The sequence below is a fragment of the Pectobacterium nicotianae genome, from assembly GCF_023272715.1.
In the GTDB taxonomy this organism is placed as follows: domain Bacteria; phylum Pseudomonadota; class Gammaproteobacteria; order Enterobacterales; family Enterobacteriaceae; genus Pectobacterium; species Pectobacterium brasiliense.
In genome coordinates, this window is record NZ_CP096821.1 from 991,364 (window position 1) to 1,009,099 (window position 17,736).

9 protein-coding genes, 3 tRNA genes and 4 rRNA genes are annotated in these 17,736 nt (G+C 52.3%); 10 read left to right on the forward strand and 6 right to left on the reverse strand.

The window, feature by feature from the left end; genetic code table 11:
- Positions 1-73: 73 nt before the first annotated feature.
- The 8 genes from MYB54_RS04370 (at position 74) to MYB54_RS04405 (ending at position 7,086) form a co-directional block, all read left to right on the forward strand.
- A 16S ribosomal RNA gene (locus MYB54_RS04370) occupies positions 74-1,615 on the forward strand.
- Between the two features lie 73 nt (positions 1,616-1,688).
- Positions 1,689-1,765 (forward strand) — tRNA-Ile (locus MYB54_RS04375).
- 42 nt (positions 1,766-1,807) lie between these two features.
- A tRNA-Ala gene (locus tag MYB54_RS04380) sits at positions 1,808-1,883 on the forward strand.
- Between the two features lie 221 nt (positions 1,884-2,104).
- Positions 2,105-5,011: ribosomal RNA gene (locus tag MYB54_RS04385) — 23S ribosomal RNA — on the forward strand.
- A gap of 130 nt (positions 5,012-5,141) precedes the next feature.
- A 5S ribosomal RNA gene (gene rrf / locus MYB54_RS04390) occupies positions 5,142-5,257 on the forward strand.
- Between the two features lie 18 nt (positions 5,258-5,275).
- Positions 5,276-5,351: transfer RNA gene (locus MYB54_RS04395), tRNA-Thr, on the forward strand.
- A 37-nt stretch (positions 5,352-5,388) separates the two neighbouring features.
- Positions 5,389-5,504: ribosomal RNA gene (gene rrf / locus MYB54_RS04400) — 5S ribosomal RNA — on the forward strand.
- Together the 16S, 23S and 5S rRNA genes with 3 tRNA genes alongside form the textbook arrangement of a ribosomal RNA operon.
- Before the next feature lie 301 nt (positions 5,505-5,805).
- Positions 5,806-7,086 carry an MFS transporter gene (locus MYB54_RS04405; RefSeq protein WP_014916449.1) on the forward strand — a complete coding sequence of 427 codons (1,281 nt, stop codon included), beginning with the start codon at positions 5,806-5,808 and terminating at the stop codon, positions 7,084-7,086.
- A 108-nt stretch (positions 7,087-7,194) separates the two neighbouring features.
- On the opposite strand, the gene pssA is transcribed toward MYB54_RS04405, so the two are convergent.
- From pssA to trxC, 4 genes are all read right to left on the reverse strand, one after another.
- Complete coding sequence (gene pssA, locus MYB54_RS04410) at positions 7,195-8,550, reverse strand: CDP-diacylglycerol--serine O-phosphatidyltransferase (protein WP_039518043.1); 1,356 nt, start codon at positions 8,548-8,550, stop codon at positions 7,195-7,197.
- 200 nt (positions 8,551-8,750) lie between these two features.
- A complete protein-coding gene (locus MYB54_RS04415) occupies positions 8,751-11,399 on the reverse strand; it encodes a bifunctional acetate--CoA ligase family protein/GNAT family N-acetyltransferase (protein ID WP_014916447.1) in 2,649 nt (882 codons plus the stop codon).
- A gap of 32 nt (positions 11,400-11,431) precedes the next feature.
- A complete protein-coding gene (locus MYB54_RS04420) occupies positions 11,432-12,145 on the reverse strand; it encodes a tRNA-uridine aminocarboxypropyltransferase (RefSeq protein ID WP_039289069.1) in 714 nt (237 codons plus the stop codon).
- A 182-nt stretch (positions 12,146-12,327) separates the two neighbouring features.
- The gene (gene trxC, locus MYB54_RS04425; RefSeq protein WP_014916445.1) at positions 12,328-12,747 is read right to left on the reverse strand and encodes a thioredoxin TrxC; all 420 of its coding nucleotides are present in this window, start codon (positions 12,745-12,747) and stop codon (positions 12,328-12,330) included.
- A gap of 249 nt (positions 12,748-12,996) precedes the next feature.
- On the opposite strand from trxC, the gene MYB54_RS04430 reads away from it, so the two are divergent.
- Together MYB54_RS04430 and MYB54_RS04435 are read left to right on the forward strand one after the other, a co-directional pair.
- Positions 12,997-14,148 carry a tRNA/rRNA methyltransferase gene (locus MYB54_RS04430; RefSeq protein WP_248721556.1) on the forward strand — a complete coding sequence of 384 codons (1,152 nt, stop codon included), beginning with the start codon at positions 12,997-12,999 and terminating at the stop codon, positions 14,146-14,148.
- 69 nt (positions 14,149-14,217) lie between these two features.
- Positions 14,218-14,652: a DUF3574 domain-containing protein gene (locus MYB54_RS04435; protein ID WP_014916443.1), complete on the forward strand. Its 435-nt coding sequence runs from the start codon at positions 14,218-14,220 to the stop codon at positions 14,650-14,652.
- Positions 14,653-14,845: 193 nt separating this feature from the next.
- Here MYB54_RS04435 and MYB54_RS04440 read toward each other — a convergent pair whose 3' ends face one another.
- Both MYB54_RS04440 and emrB read right to left on the reverse strand, forming a co-directional pair.
- Positions 14,846-16,030 (reverse strand): NupC/NupG family nucleoside CNT transporter, encoded by a 1,185-nt coding sequence (locus MYB54_RS04440; RefSeq protein WP_039499642.1) that lies wholly within the window; start codon positions 16,028-16,030, stop codon positions 14,846-14,848.
- A 206-nt stretch (positions 16,031-16,236) separates the two neighbouring features.
- Positions 16,237-17,733, reverse strand: a complete 1,497-nt coding sequence (gene emrB / locus MYB54_RS04445) for a multidrug efflux MFS transporter permease subunit EmrB (RefSeq protein ID WP_214648844.1) — start codon at positions 17,731-17,733, stop codon at positions 16,237-16,239.
- Positions 17,734-17,736 lie beyond the last annotated feature (3 nt).

Sequence of the window (17,736 nt, forward strand, 5' to 3'; positions counted from 1 at the left end):
TAAATTCATTACGAATAAACAGTTACTAATTCTTTGAGCATCGCTGACGAGTTCAGCAAATCAAACAAATCTTAAATTGAAGAGTTTGATCATGGCTCAGATTGAACGCTGGCGGCAGGCCTAACACATGCAAGTCGAGCGGTAGCACGGGGGAGCTTGCTCCCTGGGTGACGAGCGGCGGACGGGTGAGTAATGTCTGGGAAACTGCCTGATGGAGGGGGATAACTACTGGAAACGGTAGCTAATACCGCATAACCTCGCAAGAGCAAAGAGGGGGACCTTCGGGCCTCTCGCCATCAGATGTGCCCAGATGGGATTAGCTAGTAGGTGAGGTAATGGCTCACCTAGGCGACGATCCCTAGCTGGTCTGAGAGGATGACCAGCCACACTGGAACTGAGACACGGTCCAGACTCCTACGGGAGGCAGCAGTGGGGAATATTGCACAATGGGCGCAAGCCTGATGCAGCCATGCCGCGTGTGTGAAGAAGGCCTTCGGGTTGTAAAGCACTTTCAGCGGGGAGGAAGGCAGTAAGGTTAATAACCTTGCTGATTGACGTTACCCGCAGAAGAAGCACCGGCTAACTCCGTGCCAGCAGCCGCGGTAATACGGAGGGTGCAAGCGTTAATCGGAATGACTGGGCGTAAAGCGCACGCAGGCGGTCTGTTAAGTTGGATGTGAAATCCCCGGGCTTAACCTGGGAACTGCATTCAAAACTGACAGGCTAGAGTCTTGTAGAGGGGGGTAGAATTCCAGGTGTAGCGGTGAAATGCGTAGAGATCTGGAGGAATACCGGTGGCGAAGGCGGCCCCCTGGACAAAGACTGACGCTCAGGTGCGAAAGCGTGGGGAGCAAACAGGATTAGATACCCTGGTAGTCCACGCTGTAAACGATGTCGATTTGGAGGTTGTGCCCTTGAGGCGTGGCTTCCGGAGCTAACGCGTTAAATCGACCGCCTGGGGAGTACGGCCGCAAGGTTAAAACTCAAATGAATTGACGGGGGCCCGCACAAGCGGTGGAGCATGTGGTTTAATTCGATGCAACGCGAAGAACCTTACCTACTCTTGACATCCAGAGAACTTAGCAGAGATGCTTTGGTGCCTTCGGGAACTCTGAGACAGGTGCTGCATGGCTGTCGTCAGCTCGTGTTGTGAAATGTTGGGTTAAGTCCCGCAACGAGCGCAACCCTTATCCTTTGTTGCCAGCGATTCGGTCGGGAACTCAAAGGAGACTGCCGGTGATAAACCGGAGGAAGGTGGGGATGACGTCAAGTCATCATGGCCCTTACGAGTAGGGCTACACACGTGCTACAATGGCGTATACAAAGAGAAGCGACCTCGCGAGAGCAAGCGGACCTCATAAAGTACGTCGTAGTCCGGATTGGAGTCTGCAACTCGACTCCATGAAGTCGGAATCGCTAGTAATCGTAGATCAGAATGCTACGGTGAATACGTTCCCGGGCCTTGTACACACCGCCCGTCACACCATGGGAGTGGGTTGCAAAAGAAGTAGGTAGCTTAACCTTCGGGAGGGCGCTTACCACTTTGTGATTCATGACTGGGGTGAAGTCGTAACAAGGTAACCGTAGGGGAACCTGCGGTTGGATCACCTCCTTACCAAAAAGATGTGCGTTAAGTGAAGTGCTCACACAGATTGTCTGATGAAAATAACGAGCAGAAATACCTTAATAGGCTTGTAGCTCAGGTGGTTAGAGCGCACCCCTGATAAGGGTGAGGTCGGTGGTTCAAGTCCACTCAGGCCTACCAACTCTTCCGTGAGTGGTATCTAAGGTATCTGTAAGCAACGATGGGGTTATAGCTCAGCTGGGAGAGCGCCTGCCTTGCACGCAGGAGGTCTGCGGTTCGATCCCGCATAGCTCCACCATCACTACTCGCTGTATAGAAAATTTCAGAGTGTACCTGTCTGGGTGCACTGCGAAGTTTTGCTCTTTAACAATCTGGAACAAGCTGAAAATTGAAACATGACAGCTGAACATACACGGCGGCCTTCGGGTGTGTCGTGGTGAATCAGTCTGTCAATGAGTCTCTCAAATAATCGCAGCGCGACAGTGACTTTGGTTTACTAAAGACACCTTCGGGTTGTGAGGTTAAGCGACTAAGCGTACACGGTGGATGCCTAGGCAGTCAGAGGCGATGAAGGGCGTGCTAATCTGCGATAAGCGTCGGTAAGCTGATATGAAGCGTTATACCCGACGATACCCGAATGGGGAAACCCAGTGTGTTTCGACACACTATCATGACATGAATACATAGTGTCATGAGGCGAACCGGGGGAACTGAAACATCTCAGTACCCCGAGGAAAAGAAATCAACCGAGATTCCCCCAGTAGCGGCGAGCGAACGGGGAGGAGCCCAGAACCTGAATCAGTTTGTGTGTTAGTGGAAGCGTCTGGAAAGTCGCACAGTAAAGGGTGATAGTCCCGTACACAAAAATGCACAAGTTGTGAGTTCGATGAGTAGGGCGGGACACGTGACATCCTGTCTGAATATGGGGGGACCATCCTCCAAGGCTAAATACTCCTGACTGACCGATAGTGAACCAGTACCGTGAGGGAAAGGCGAAAAGAACCCCGGCGAGGGGAGTGAAATAGAACCTGAAACCGTGTACGTACAAGCAGTGGGAGCCTACTTGTTAGGTGACTGCGTACCTTTTGTATAATGGGTCAGCGACTTATATTCTGTAGCAAGGTTAACCGTATAGGGGAGCCGCAGGGAAACCGAGTCTTAACTGGGCGTTAAGTTGCAGGGTATAGACCCGAAACCCGGTGATCTAGCCATGGGCAGGTTGAAGGTTGGGTAACACTAACTGGAGGACCGAACCGACTAATGTTGAAAAATTAGCGGATGACTTGTGGCTGGGGGTGAAAGGCCAATCAAACCGGGAGATAGCTGGTTCTCCCCGAAAGCTATTTAGGTAGCGCCTCGTGAATTCATCTTCGGGGGTAGAGCACTGTTTCGGCTAGGGGGTCATCCCGACTTACCAACCCGATGCAAACTACGAATACCGAAGAATGTTATCACGGGAGACACACGGCGGGTGCTAACGTTCGTCGTGAAGAGGGAAACAACCCAGACCGCCAGCTAAGGTCCCAAAGTCATGGTTAAGTGGGAAACGATGTGGGAAGGCATAGACAGCCAGGATGTTGGCTTAGAAGCAGCCATCATTTAAAGAAAGCGTAATAGCTCACTGGTCGAGTCGGCCTGCGCGGAAGATGTAACGGGGCTAAACCATGCACCGAAGCTGCGGCAGCGACACTTAGGTGTTGTTGGGTAGGGGAGCGTTCTGTAAGCCTGCGAAGGTGGCCTGTGAGGGCTGCTGGAGGTATCAGAAGTGCGAATGCTGACATAAGTAACGATAATGCGGGTGAAAAACCCGCACGCCGGAAGACCAAGGGTTCCTGTCCAACGTTAATCGGGGCAGGGTGAGTCGACCCCTAAGGCGAGGCTGAAAAGCGTAGTCGATGGGAAACAGGTTAATATTCCTGTACTCGGTGTTACTGCGAAGGGGGGACGGAGAAAGCTAGGTTATCCGGGCGACGGTTGTCCCGGTTTAAGCGTGAAGGTGGATGACTTTGGTAAATCCGGGTCATCGTTAACACTGAGGCGTGATGACGAGTCACTACGGTGATGAAGTAACCGATGCTACGCTTCCAGGAAAAGCCTCTAAGCTCCAGGTAACATCAAATCGTACCCCAAACCGACACAGGTGGTCAGGTAGAGAATACTCAGGCGCTTGAGAGAACTCGGGTGAAGGAACTAGGCAAAATGGTGCCGTAACTTCGGGAGAAGGCACGCTGATGGTAGGTGAAGTGACTTGCTCATGGAGCTGAAATCAGTCGAAGATACCAGCTGGCTGCAACTGTTTAATAAAAACACAGCACTGTGCAAACACGAAAGTGGACGTATACGGTGTGACGCCTGCCCGGTGCCGGAAGGTTAATTGATGGGGTCAGCCGCAAGGCGAAGCTCTTGATCGAAGCCCCGGTAAACGGCGGCCGTAACTATAACGGTCCTAAGGTAGCGAAATTCCTTGTCGGGTAAGTTCCGACCTGCACGAATGGCGTAATGATGGCCAGGCTGTCTCCACCCGAGACTCAGTGAAATTGAACTCGCTGTGAAGATGCAGTGTACCCGCGGCAAGACGGAAAGACCCCGTGAACCTTTACTATAGCTTGACACTGAACCTTGAGCCTTGATGTGTAGGATAGGTGGGAGGCTTTGAAGCGTGGACGCCAGTCTGCGTGGAGCCAACCTTGAAATACCACCCTTTAATGTTTGATGTTCTAACGTGGACCCGTAATCCGGGTTGCGGACAGTGTCTGGTGGGTAGTTTGACTGGGGCGGTCTCCTCCCAAAGCGTAACGGAGGAGCACGAAGGTTAGCTAATCCTGGTCGGACATCAGGAGGTTAGTGCAAAGGCATAAGCTAGCTTGACTGCGAGAGTGACAGCTCGAGCAGGTGCGAAAGCAGGTCTTAGTGATCCGGTGGTTCTGAATGGAAGGGCCATCGCTCAACGGATAAAAGGTACTCCGGGGATAACAGGCTGATACCGCCCAAGAGTTCATATCGACGGCGGTGTTTGGCACCTCGATGTCGGCTCATCACATCCTGGGGCTGAAGTAGGTCCCAAGGGTATGGCTGTTCGCCATTTAAAGTGGTACGCGAGCTGGGTTTAGAACGTCGTGAGACAGTTCGGTCCCTATCTGCCGTGGGCGTTGGAAGATTGAGAGGGGTTGCTCCTAGTACGAGAGGACCGGAGTGAACGCACCACTGGTGTACGGGTTGTGATGCCAATTGCATTGCCCGGTAGCTAAGTGCGGAAGAGATAACCGCTGAAAGCATCTAAGCGGGAAACTTGCCTCGAGATGAGTCTTCCCTGGACACTTGATGTCCCTGAAGGGCCGTTGAAGACGACGACGTAGATAGGCTGGGTGTGTAAGCGTAGCGATACGTTGAGCTAACCAGTACTAATGACCCGAGAGGCTTAACCTTACAACACCGAAGGTGTTTTAAAGACTCATAGAGAACGATGTTCAGCTTGTTCAGAGATTGGTTCTGGTGGTTGCGTGATGACGAGAAAGATAAAGTCACCATAGTAACGGCTGGAATGAAACAGAATTTGCCTGGCGGCGATAGCGCGGTGGTCCCACCTGACCCCATGCCGAACTCAGAAGTGAAACGCCGTAGCGCCGATGGTAGTGTGGGGCTTCCCCATGTGAGAGTAGGGAACTGCCAGGCATCAAATTATACAGGTGCGCTGATATGGCTCAGTTGGTAGAGCGCACCCTTGGTAAGGGTGAGGTCCCCAGTTCGACTCTGGGTATCAGCACCAGTTATTTGGGTTAATGTTCGGCTTAAAAAAGAATTTACCTGGCGGCGATAGCGCGGTGGTCCCACCTGACCCCATGCCGAACTCAGAAGTGAAACGCCGTAGCGCCGATGGTAGTGTGGGGCTTCCCCATGTGAGAGTAGGGAACTGCCAGGTTTCAATTAAGATAAAAGGCCATCCTTAACAGGATGGCCTTTTATTTATTTCTATTTCAGGATCGTAAACTCTTCCTTTTACCTGAATAGACGCGCTTATCTTCTTATTAACCCACCTCATAATAACGTCCTGTTTGTGCTGTTTTATTTATCCGTGTTTCAGTTAAGGGTAATAAAAGCACTGTTTGCGTTGTTACATTAATAAATTATTACAATCAGGAACTTGTTGCCTCAGGGTTTAAGTGCCGCTTTACTATAGCGGGCATCGTTTTATGCCCGGAAAAACAGGAGAATAAAATAAGATGACTGATCTAACGGAAAATGCGAAAGATACGCGTCAACGTATCCGAGCTATAGTTGGCGCTTCATCGGGTAATTTGGTTGAGTGGTTTGATTTTTATGTTTATTCCTTTTGCTCAATCTATTTTGCCCATATCTTTTTCCCTTCGGGAAATACCACCACTCAATTACTACAAACCGCAGGGGTTTTTGCAGCAGGCTTTTTAATGAGACCGATAGGCGGTTGGCTTTTCGGTTACATTGCAGACAAGCATGGTCGTAAAAATTCAATGCTAATTTCAGTCTGCATGATGTGTTTTGGATCTCTGGTTATTGCATGTTTACCGGGATATGAAACCATTGGCACCTGGGCTCCCTTTTTATTGTTATTAGCCCGTTTATTTCAGGGGCTTTCTGTCGGTGGAGAATACGGCACTAGCGCAACGTATATGAGTGAAGTTGCCGTTGAGGGACGTAAGGGATTCTATGCTTCTTTCCAGTATGTCACGCTGATTGGCGGCCAACTGCTGGCGCTGTTAGTCGTTGTGATATTACAACAGATACTGAGTGATGAAGATTTGCGGGCGTGGGGATGGCGTATTCCTTTCGCTCTCGGTGCTATTTTAGCGATTGTCGCGCTTTATTTACGCCGCTCTTTGAATGAAACGTCTGATAAAACAACTCGCGGACATAAAGATGCTGGCTCACTTGCGGGTTTGTGGAAACATCGCCGCGCCTTTATTACCGTACTGGGCTTTACGGCCGGTGGTTCTTTAGCTTTTTATACGTTTACCACTTACATGCAAAAGTATCTGGTGAATACAGCAGGGATGGATGCGAAAACGGCTAGTGGGTTAATGACCCTCGCACTGTTTATTTTTATGCTGCTACAGCCGTTCTTTGGTGCGCTGTCGGATAAGATTGGCCGTCGTAGCTCCATGCTCTGTTTCGGCGGGCTTGCGGCATTGCTGACGGTTCCCATTCTGACGGTACTGCAGAGTGTGACTAGCCCTGTCATTGCCTTCTCGTTGGTGATGCTTTCACTGATTATTGTCAGTTTCTACACGTCTATCAGCGGCATTTTAAAAGCAGAAATGTTCCCGCCTGAAGTCCGGGCGTTGGGCGTCGGCTTATCTTATGCGGTTGCTAATGCGCTGTTTGGTGGTTCGGCTGAGTATGTTGCACTTTCGCTTAAATCGTTTGGTATGGAAACGGCTTTCTTCTGGTATGTATCAGTGATGGGGGCGGTTGCGTTTATTGTGTCATTGACGCTGCATCGCAGAGGCAAAGGAATGAAGCTTTAGTTTTCAGACCGCTGCCATAACGCCTGGTCGATAGTTGCACCGGCCAGGCTCCCAAATGACAATAAAAAACCTCGGCTTCCGAGGTTTTTTTAAAGCAGATCACAGGTCTTAGAGAATACGACTGATGAGTCGATCGATACGGATACGGCGCAGACGTCGTATCAGTTTGCGGACTTTCACTGGATATTGCGCAATGCTCTCCAGTTCCGTATAGCTTTGTACGACGTGAGTATGCGTCCTGATCGTGTCCAGCTCGTCCAGACGTTGCTGCAATAGAACCTTCTGAGGATCGTGAATCAGGATGGCATTTTCCAGATCCAGACGCCATGCGCGTGGGTTAAGGTTATTTCCCGTCAACAGTTGCCACTTGTCATCTACCCACATGCCTTTCAGATGGAAGCTGTTATCACCATCTTTCCATAGCCGCACAACAAGCTGCTGATTCTCAATGTAGCGCTCCAGACGACTCAGGAAACGGCGTAGGTTGATCTCATAGAGATACGGTAACGCGCCGATGATTTTGAAAGGCTGATCTTCTGGAATATAGAAGTCGTTAGCGGTCTTATCACCGATAATAATTTCTACTTTCTTACCGTCTCGTAATAGCCGGATGATATTTCTCACCAGCAGCGCTGGCAGGTTGAAATACGGGGTGCAGATAACCACATGCTCATCAGCGCAATACATCAGGTGATGGATGGTCTTATTCAGCGGACTTTGTTTTCCTAACCCGACCAGCGGCGTGACGGTTAATTCGTGCGCGTCCGTGCTGTGTTCCGGAGCCTGATAATTGGCAGTACGTAACGTTTGACGGAACTGCTTGATATCATTTTTTATTTCCAGACTTTTCGGGCGATCGGTATGATCCAATCGCTGTACTGCCGGAGCCGTCAGCATGGTCTGGATATATTGCACCATCGTATCGGCCAATACCGGATTATGAATCAGTTGATAGCGGTCATAACGGTATTTCTGATGTTGGTGCAGATAAACATCATTCAGGCTGGCCCCGCTGTAGATGACCGTGTCATCGACAATGAATCCTTTCAGGTGCAGCACGCCCAATGCTTCGCGTGTGTTGACAGGAATACCATAGATAGGGAAATGCGTGTCTGGATGTTTTTTCGCCATATCGCAATACCAGTCGGCATTGGTATTTTCTGCTGCTGCGCCGATCCTGCCGCGCTGAGCACGATGCCAGTCTACCAGAATGCGGACATCCAGCTCTGGGCACTGCCGTTTGGCTTCATAAATTGCGGATAGAACTCCCATGCCGCCATCATCGCGCTCAAGATATAACGCGACGATATAGATGCGTTTTTTAGCACTCAAAATGGCGTTAATCAGCGTCGTGCGGAAAAGCTCAGGCGAATGTAACGTCTGAACATCATCTGCGTTCTGGGGAATTCTGGGCAGTTGTGCAAGGTGCTGTTGGTATTTATTGCGTTTAAAATTTGACAGCATCACAGTGCGTTTCTTCTCTCATCAGTTTATACCCACCATACGTCGAGCTGCATTAGGGTATATGACCTTCTGGTCATTATCAAAAGTTAAGGAGTAGCCGAATGGGCGATAATACCATTACTTTCCGGCTGTTGTGAGTCTGTTTTGCCATTGAATCGGTATCACAATTCCCGTTGCAAGAGCCATGTCACGTCTTGCTATCAATTCTTCAGCGGCAATTCCAGCGTCACAATTCCCTCTTCTAATTGTACGTCGATGTGAAAACCGAGCTTTTTGGACAGCTGGATCATGCCTTGATTATGCGGCATGGTGATGCCGGTCAAGCGGGAGAGACCATGCGCTTTGGCGTAATCAATCAGCTTTTCCAACAGGCGTCTGCCAAGGCCCAGCCCTTTTAGATCGGATCGCACTAGCACGGCAAATTCCGCATCCGTATTATCCGGATCGGAAATCGCACGCGTCACGCCAATAATCTCAGTCTCCTCACCGAGCTGGCGCACGGCAACGAATGCCATCTCACGATCGTAGTCAATTTGTGTCATATTGGCTAAGTCTTCGTGAGTAAATTCATTAATTTCGCTGAAATAACGGTAATACAGGTCTTCTTTCGTCACTCTTGCAATGAACGAACTGAGCAGCGGTTCATCTTCCGGCAAAATTGGCCGGAACAGACAGCTATCACCATTTTTGAGGGTAACCGTTTCTTCCAACTCGTGTGGATAAGGGCGGATTGCCAACCTTGACTGCGGATCGCCACTGAACGGCGTCAGATGTAGCGTAACATCCAGCAGCGTAAAGGTGTCCCCGGATGCCAGCAGAGGATGAATGTCTAGCCGGGAAATTTCAGGGCAGTCGAGAATCAGGTTGGATACCTGAACCAGTAAGCGGCTGAGCGCGGGAATGTCCAGCGGACGCAGCGCGCTGTATTCCCGAATCTTGCCGCCTTTCACCGCTTGCAGCACCAAATAGCGGGCCAGCGTCATATTCAGCGGAGGCAGGGCGACGGCAGCTTGTTTTTCTCGCCACTCAACGCCGCCTTCTCCTAGCATAATCAGCGGACCGAAAACGGGATCCTGCTCGACGGCAATCCTAAGCTCCTGCGCGCCAGCGCGATTTGCCATGCTCTGCACGAGCAGGCCGTAAATGCGTGCCTGTGGATAGGTGCGTTTCACTCGGTCAAGAATGGCATCTGCCGCCTGCTGGACTTCTCTGGCGGTTCTCAGGTACAGCATGACGCCCTGAACTTCCGATTTATGTGGAATATCGGGCGATCTCAGCTTAATCGCGACCGGGTAGCCAATTTGTTCGGCGATATGGACGGCTTCTGCGCTGTCGCCCGCGATCCAGGTGGGTAACGTATCCAAACCGTAGGCTTGCAGGATGGGTTGAACTTCATGCGTATCAAGCTGCGTCACGCCATCTGACAGCGCCTGATGAATCAGAGCATGTGCCTGACTGGCGTTGATGCCTAAATTCAGCGGCAGCGCCGGGGTTTCCTTTAGCTGTTTCTGATTACGCCGATATTCGACGATATGCATAAATGCCGTAACCGCGCCTTCCGGCGTGCGATAGGTCGGAATGCCTGCATCGTTAAACAAGCGTCGTGCTTCCTGCGAGGAGAATTCACCGCACCAGTTGGTCAGCAGCGTAATTCTTTTCCCACGCGGATGCTGTTGGAAGAGCGTAATCAATTGCGCAGCGCTATCGGTGCTGGGGGCAGCGGCGCTGGGTGCGTGAATGATTAAGAGTGCATCGACCTCATCGCTGTCCAGTAATACCGAAACCGCTGCCTGATAGCGGGCTGCGGTCGCATCATCACGCAGATCGAGCGGATTGCCGATAGTGACGGTCGGCGGCAGCGCTTCCTGTAGCGCTTGTCGGGTTGCCTCGCTGAGTTGGGCGAGCTTGCCTTGTCGGCTGAGAAGCTGATCCAGCGCCTGTGCAGCGGGCGATGCGCCATTGCTCACCAGCATCAAGCGTTCACCGCGCAGCGGCCGCAGGTGGCTTAAGGTTTCCACTGCGGAAAAAAGCTCATGTGTATCCCGTACCCGCAGTAAGCCTGCGCGTTGAATTGCCGCGTCATAGGCGGCATCCAGACCGTGACGCTGGTCATTCAACAACTGCTGGGCCTGCTGGCTGCGCCCGCTTTTTATCACCAGTATCGGTTTATTTCGGGATGCGCTACGAGAAGCAGAAAGAAAGCGGCGCGCATCGCTGATGTGTTCCAGATGCAGCAGAATCGCACTGGTTTTGCCATCGCGTGCCAGAAAATCTAACAGGTCGTCGACATCGATATCCAGGCTGTCGCCCAGAGCGATGAAATAGGAAAAGCCAATACCGCGCTGCTGCGCCCAGTCCAATATGGTGTTGGACACAGCAGCCGACTGCGAAATGAATGCCAATTTGCCTTTCATAATCGGGACTGGGGAGAAACTGGCATTCAGGCCTTGCCAGGGCGCGAGTAGCCCGAGGCTGTTGGGGCCAAGCAGGCGCATGTGATAGCGCACGGCGCAGGCCTTTAATTCGCTGAACTGGGTCGGCGGCGCGGAGAGAATGATGACGGTTTTGCAGCCTTTCTGTCCCAGTTCTTCTAACAGCGTCAGATTACGGCTAGCGTTGGTGCAAATCACGGCAAGATCGGGCGTCATCGGCAGGCTGGCGACCGTCGGGTAGGCCAGCACGCCGCAAACGGCACGATATTTCGGCGTAACAGGCAGCACGGGGCCGCTGAAATGGCCGTCCAGCAGATTTTTCATCATCAGAAAACCGGCTCGTCCCGGTTTTTCTGACGCGCCGAGAACGGCGATAGACTTAGGGCGTAACAGTGCTTCCAATCCGCGCTGGCTCATGCGTCACTCCTTTAGATCAATCCCCTTTGATACTAAACGCTTTCTGCCGCTTGTGCTGTGACGATGGGTAAATTTTCCCGCAAGCTGTGGTGTGATTTCCCTGCCAGATAGTGTCGTCGGAAACGGTCAAAATGTTGTGATAGCGCGTCGGCCGCGACGATATCCCCCGCCTGTGCGAGCAGGGCGATGGCAATCTCGGCGGTGCAGTGTTGTCCTGCGCTACTGGCTTCGCGCAGCTGATAGCGGGAAAGTGCCTCTACATTCAGCGACAGGATCGGCAGATTGTCCAGATAAGGGCTTTTGCGGAACATTTTACGCGCTTCCGGCCACGTACCATCGAGTAAGACAAATAGCGCGGGCTTTTCCGTTGCGGGAAGCTGGTGAAACACCTGACGTCTTTCTTCCGCGGCATCGGCAAGGAAAACCAGATACGGCTGAACGTCCGGGTTTTGCAGGGCAGCAAGCAACTCGGGATCGGGCTCGGTGCGTGACCAGCGAAACGCCTGAGTCTCGGGCAGAATATCGGCGATAAGACGTCCGGTATTGCTTGGCTTTAGCGGCTCGGTATCGAACATTACCAGACAGAATCGGCTGCGAGATTGCTGTGCCTGAATGGTGTGGCACAGGCAGTTAGTTGCGGGTAATAAACACTGCTGACAGCGTACTACGCGGCAGCCACGGGCGCGGAACGGTTTGGTTGACTGCTCAAGACGTTGCTGGCGCAGACGGAGTACGGCATTGTCCATGAGGGGACGGTTGACCATTAAAGGATGGTTGAGCATGAAATAGATGACGCCATGAGATTCTGCAACGAATCGGCTTCGTTTTCATCATTGAGAAGCTGATTCAGAAAGGCGACATTCTAATCGACAGGCGGGTTGACCAAAAGGGTAGGAGGCAATAATACCTACGCTCCTACCCTAATTCTCTACAGCGATTCGTCCAGCCAGCTCTCGAACTGTGCTTTTGGCAGCGCGCCGTTGAGGATGTCGACCATCTGGCCCTGTTTAAAGATCATGAGGGTTGGAATACTGCGGATGCGGAAACGTGTGCTGAGTGCTGGTTCGGCTTCGGTATTGACCTTAATAAAGCGGACTTTCCCGCTACGCTCCTGCGCCACATTTTCAAACACCGGGGCAAAGTTGATGCAGGGGCCACACCAGGGCGCCCAGAAATCGATCACGACGGGAAGATCGTCCTGTAACAGCTTATCGAGCGTCGCTTCTGTGGCATTGGTAACGTCACCGCTGAATAAGGTTTCTCCGCAACGACCACACTTTGCATGGTCATCAACACGCTCTTCTGGCAGGCGATTGGTTGTTTGGCAAGATCCACATACCGTATTCATAACAGGGCCTCAGATAAAAGGGCTAAAATAAAGATGTCGCTGATAAAATGCGCGCAATACGGCATTGGAAAGTCAACGGCATGTTGCTTAAGCGTGAATAAATTATGGTGGGGAGACATTATGGCAACAACGTGGTTTGCCCAATAGCTACAATAGCTTCTGACTGTTAGCGCTCTTTTACCACAAGCGTGTGGCTAAGCGGGTGTACATAAGGTAATCTTCGCGCCCAGCGCGTAGGTGGAGAAAACAATGAGCGATTCATTCAATAGTAAAAGCGGCAAAGTCCGTGTGATGTACGTCCGTAGTGATGATGAGGGCGAGAAAGAGAATAAAAACAAGCGCCCAACTGACAAAGATCGCCGTGGCGATCGGCGTGATGGCGGTGGTTCTCGCGATCAACGCGAAAAGCCGAAGCATCCGCGCGACGTTAACCCGCGCTATGCCCGGGAAAATCCGTCCCGCGACGGCGATAGCAATGCGAAATCGCCGTGGGGCAATAAAGATCGTAACGAACGTAGCGGCGATCGTCCGCGTCGTCCACGCGGTGAAGAGACGGGAGGATATGAATCCCCGTGGAAAACCGTGTCTCGTGCGCCGGGCGACAGCGAAACGCCGGACCATGGCGGGATCACTGGCAAGAGCCATATCGATCCTGAGCAGCTGCGTCGCCAGCGTCAGGAAGAAACACGTGTCTACGGTGAAAATGCCTGTCAGGCGCTGTTTAAAAACCGCTCTGAAGTGATCGTTCGTGCCTGGTTCCTGCAAGAAGTGACGCCGCGTTTCCGCGATGCACTGCGCTGGATGGCGGCAAACCGCAAGGCTTACCACGTTGTGGAAGAGGACGAACTGATTAAGGCTTCCGGCACTGAGCACCACGGCGGTGTCTGCTTCCTGATTAAAAAGCGTCAGGGACTGGATGTGCGTGAGTACCTGAAAACGGCTGGCGAGCAAGACTGTGTACTGGCGCTGGAAGATGTGGGTAACCCGCACAACCTCGGCGGCATTATGCGCAGCTGCGCGCATTTCGGCGTGAAAGGTGTGCTGGTACAAGATGCGGCGCTGCTGGAATCCGGCGCGGCCGTGCGTACGGCAGAAGGCGGTGCGGAACACGTTAAAGCGATTAACGCTGACGATTTCCTGTCCGTCCTGACAGAGTTCCGTAACGCAGGCTACACCATCGTGACCACCTCCAGCCATAAAGGCACGGCATTGTCACAAGCGACGCTTCCGGCGAAAACTGTGATCGTGCTGGGTCAGGAAGGCGATGGTCTGTCGGATAGCGCCTGGCAACAGGGTGATGTAAAAGTCTCTATCGGCGGCACCGGTAAAGTTGAAAGTCTGAATATTTCGGTCGCAACGGGCATTTTGCTGTCCGAGTGGTGGCGACAGAATCAGGCCTGATATCACGCATCGACGCACAGGGAGAATTGGCTCCCTGAGTCGGTGTCACCACGGATGAGAGGACGATTGATGAAGCAGAAAGTTATCGCGGTATCGTTGCTGTTGGGTACATTGCTGGTAAGCGGTTGCCATTCGCTGCCGCACTCGTCCGTTGCCGCTACGCCAGCCGCTGATGCGTGTCAGATTGGCGATAAGCAGGTGCAGACCACGCTTTATTTTGGTTTGAATCGTCCTGCTGGCCCGGTGATTTCAGAGGCTGAGTGGAAAGCGTTTTTGGATGGTGACGTTACGCCGCGCTTTAAAGAAGGCCTGACGGTGTTTGATGCCAAAGGGCAATGGCTGGGGAACGATGGCGTGGTTGCCCGAGAGAACAGCAAGGCGCTGATGTTGATTCACGGCGCTGATAAAGAGCGTGATATTGAAGCGCTGCGTACCACCTACAAATCACGTTTCGCGCAGGAATCCGTCATGCGGATTGATGCTCCCGTCTGCGTCGCTTTCTGATTTTTTCATCAGCCCCTTTTCAGGGGCTGATTCATATCGTTTGTAATCCCATCGACAGAACAAGAACGGTGATAATGGGATAGAAGAGTAAAGCGTTTGCGCCATGGATGGCGCAATCCGAGCGTACAGGGATGTATTCACAGCGTCTTTACGATCTACCCATTATCACCGCTCGACTGGCTTTTATCACGAACTACAGCACCAGTCCCGCCACTGCCGCAGACAGTAAGCTCACCAGCGTAGAACCATAAACCAGCTTCAGGCCGAAGCGCGATACCACGTTGCCCTGTGCTTCATTCAGCCCTTTGATTGCGCCCGCGATAATGCCGATTGACGCGAAGTTAGCGAAGGAAATCAGGAATACGGACAAAATGCCCAAGCCGCGTGGCGACATCTCTGCCGCGATCTTCTTCAGTTCGAGCATGGCAACGAATTCATTCGCCACCAGCTTGGTCGCCATGATGCTGCCCGCGTTCAAAATATCGGAAGACGGAATGCCGATCAGCCAGGCTAACGGTGAAAAGACATAGCCCATAATTGCCTGGAAGCTAATGCCGAAGACGGTGCTGAACAGCGCATTCACGGCGGCAATCAAGGCCACGAAGCCGATCAGCATCGCCATGATAATCATCGCCACTTTAAACCCGGCAAGAATGTATTCCCCCAGCATTTCAAAGAAGCTTTGGTCTTCATGCAGCTTTTCCAGCTTCAGTTCTGGTTCGTCGTCAGTCTGGTAAGGGTTGATGATCGACAGAATGATAAAGGTGCTGAACATATTCAGAATCAGCGCGGCGACGACGTATTTGGCGTCCAGCATGGTCATGTAGGCGCTGATGATAGACATGGACACGGTCGACATTGCCGTCGCGGCCATCGTGTACATCCGCCGTGGCGACATGTCAGCGATGACGCCTTTATAGACGATAAAGTTCTCCGATTGCCCGAGCATCAGCGTACTTACGGCGTTAAACGACTCCAGTTTCCCCATCCCGTTGACCTTAGACAGCAAGGTGCCGATGCCTTTGATAATCAGCGGCAAAATTCGCCAGTGCTGCAAAATGCCGATCAGTGCGGAAATAAAGACGATAGGGCAGAGCACATTGAGGAAGATAAAGGAAAGCCCTTGTGCGTTCATCCCGCCAAACACAAAATCGGTTCCTTGATTGGCGAAAGATAATAGCTTTTCAAACAACCCGGCAAAGGAACTAATCGCGTTAAGCCCGATGCTGGAATGCAAAAGGAAATAGGCTAGCAAAATTTCAATCACCAACAGTTGCACAATAAAGCGCAGTCGGATGCGTTTTCTGTCGTGACTGACGAGCAGTGCCAACAAAAAAATGGCTGCTGTTGCCAAAATGAAATGTAAAACCTGTGACATAAAAGAACCACGTAATCCCCGAATAAAAGAGGCGCATTGTAATCGGAATGTGAAAATATGTTTATCCCGAATCTGTAAATCCTTATTCGCTACAGTGCTATAAGAAGGGGGAGTGTGTTTGAGTCATCAGGGGACAGTGGGAAGGAGAAAAGAGAATTCCCCTTCGGCCCGTTGCTGGCAGAAGGGGAAAGAAAGCGTACGACGAACTAGTGCGCGCCACCGCCTCCACCGCCAGTGGTAAAGGGCGGTTTAGCGAACCAGACCAGCACCAGCAGTATCAGGAATACGGCTGCGGCGGCCCAAAAAATCTCGTTGGCGGAGATAATCAGCCCCTGTGCGGTAATCTGCTCTGCGATGTAGGCTGAAGCCTGCGTTTGGCTCATCCCCATTGCCTGAAGCTGCTGGTATGTTTCCTGCGCGATCGGATTATACGGCGTGATAGATTCCGTCAGGTGTGCATGGTGCAGCGATTCGCGCTGTGTCCAGAGCGTGGTGGTAATCGACGTCCCGATCGATCCCGCCAGCGTTCGGGTAAAGTTCGACAAACTCGATGCTGCTGCCAAACGCTCCGGCGGAAGACCTGACAGCGTGATGGTCGTCAGCGGCATGAAGAAGCAGGCGACGGCAAACCCCTGAACAAACTGCGGCCAGGCCGATGCGCCGAAATCCATGCCCGGCTCGAACGTGTACGCTCGCCAGTAGAAACAGACGGCGTACATGATAAAGCTGAACGTCACCAGTTTGCGCATATCCAGACGCGGAGCAAATCGGCCGATAATCGGCGATAGCACCACCGGCATCAACCCAACGGGGGCGGATGCCAGCCCCGCCCAGGTGGCGGTATAGCCATACACTTCCTGCAACAGCTGCGGCAAGAGCACGATCGCACCGAAGTAAAACATGTAGGCGAGGCTGATACACAAACAGCCAATAGTGAAGTTGCGCGATTTAAACAGCGATAAATCTACTACCGGGTGGTCGTCCGTCAGTTCCCAGACAATCAGGAACGCGATTGCAATCACCGCCACCACGGTCAGGGTGATGATTTCCGTCGAGTTAAACCAGTCCAGCTCTTTGCCGCGATCGAGCATCATTTGGAGGCTACCGATGCCGACAACCAGCAACGCCAGTCCGATGGTGTCGATGGGCTTAATCTCGGTTTTGGTTTCTCGCCCGCGCAGCGTTTGCATAGCAATAAATACCACGGCGATGCCGAGCGGAACGTTGATGAAGAATATCCAGCCCCAGTGATAGTTGTCGCTAATCCAGCCGCCCAGAATCGGGCCACAGATTGGCGCGACGACCACGGTCATCGACCACAGCGCCAAGGCGATGCTGCGTTTGGCGGGGGGATAATTGCTGAGCAACAGACTCTGTGACAGCGGGATCAGTGGCCCGGCGACAATCCCCTGCAACACGCGGGAGAAAATCAGCATTTCCAGGCTGGTGGATATTCCGCATAGCCAGGATGTCAGGGCAAAGAGCGCCGTTGACCACAGAAAGAGGCGGACTTCCCCAAACCGTTTGGCCAGCCAACCGGTAATAGGAATAGAGATGGCGTTGGCAACGCCGAACGAGGTGATGACCCACGTTCCCTGTGAGTTGGACGCACCCAGATTACCGGCGATGGTCGGAATAGCGACGTTGGCGATGGTAGAGTCCAGCACCTGCATGAACGTTGCCAGCGACAGAGCAACGGTCATCCA

What these genes read in the sequence shown, in the direction of transcription:
- MYB54_RS04435 (WP_014916443.1), top strand. Translation starts at nt 14,218, where the DNA reads ATGAAGCAGAAAGTTATCGCGGTATCGTTGCTGTTGGGTACATTGCTG.
- MYB54_RS04405 (WP_014916449.1), top strand. Translation starts at nt 5,806, where the DNA reads ATGACTGATCTAACGGAAAATGCGAAAGATACGCGTCAACGTATCCGA.
- MYB54_RS04420 (WP_039289069.1), bottom strand. Translation starts at nt 12,145, where the DNA reads ATGGACAATGCCGTACTCCGTCTGCGCCAGCAACGTCTTGAGCAGTCA.
- emrB (WP_214648844.1), bottom strand. Translation starts at nt 17,733, where the DNA reads ATGACCGTTGCTCTGTCGCTGGCAACGTTCATGCAGGTGCTGGACTCT.
- MYB54_RS04440 (WP_039499642.1), bottom strand. Translation starts at nt 16,030, where the DNA reads ATGTCACAGGTTTTACATTTCATTTTGGCAACAGCAGCCATTTTTTTG.
- MYB54_RS04430 (WP_248721556.1), top strand. Translation starts at nt 12,997, where the DNA reads ATGAGCGATTCATTCAATAGTAAAAGCGGCAAAGTCCGTGTGATGTAC.
- MYB54_RS04415 (WP_014916447.1), bottom strand. Translation starts at nt 11,399, where the DNA reads ATGAGCCAGCGCGGATTGGAAGCACTGTTACGCCCTAAGTCTATCGCC.
- pssA (WP_039518043.1), bottom strand. Translation starts at nt 8,550, where the DNA reads ATGCTGTCAAATTTTAAACGCAATAAATACCAACAGCACCTTGCACAA.
- trxC (WP_014916445.1), bottom strand. Translation starts at nt 12,747, where the DNA reads ATGAATACGGTATGTGGATCTTGCCAAACAACCAATCGCCTGCCAGAA.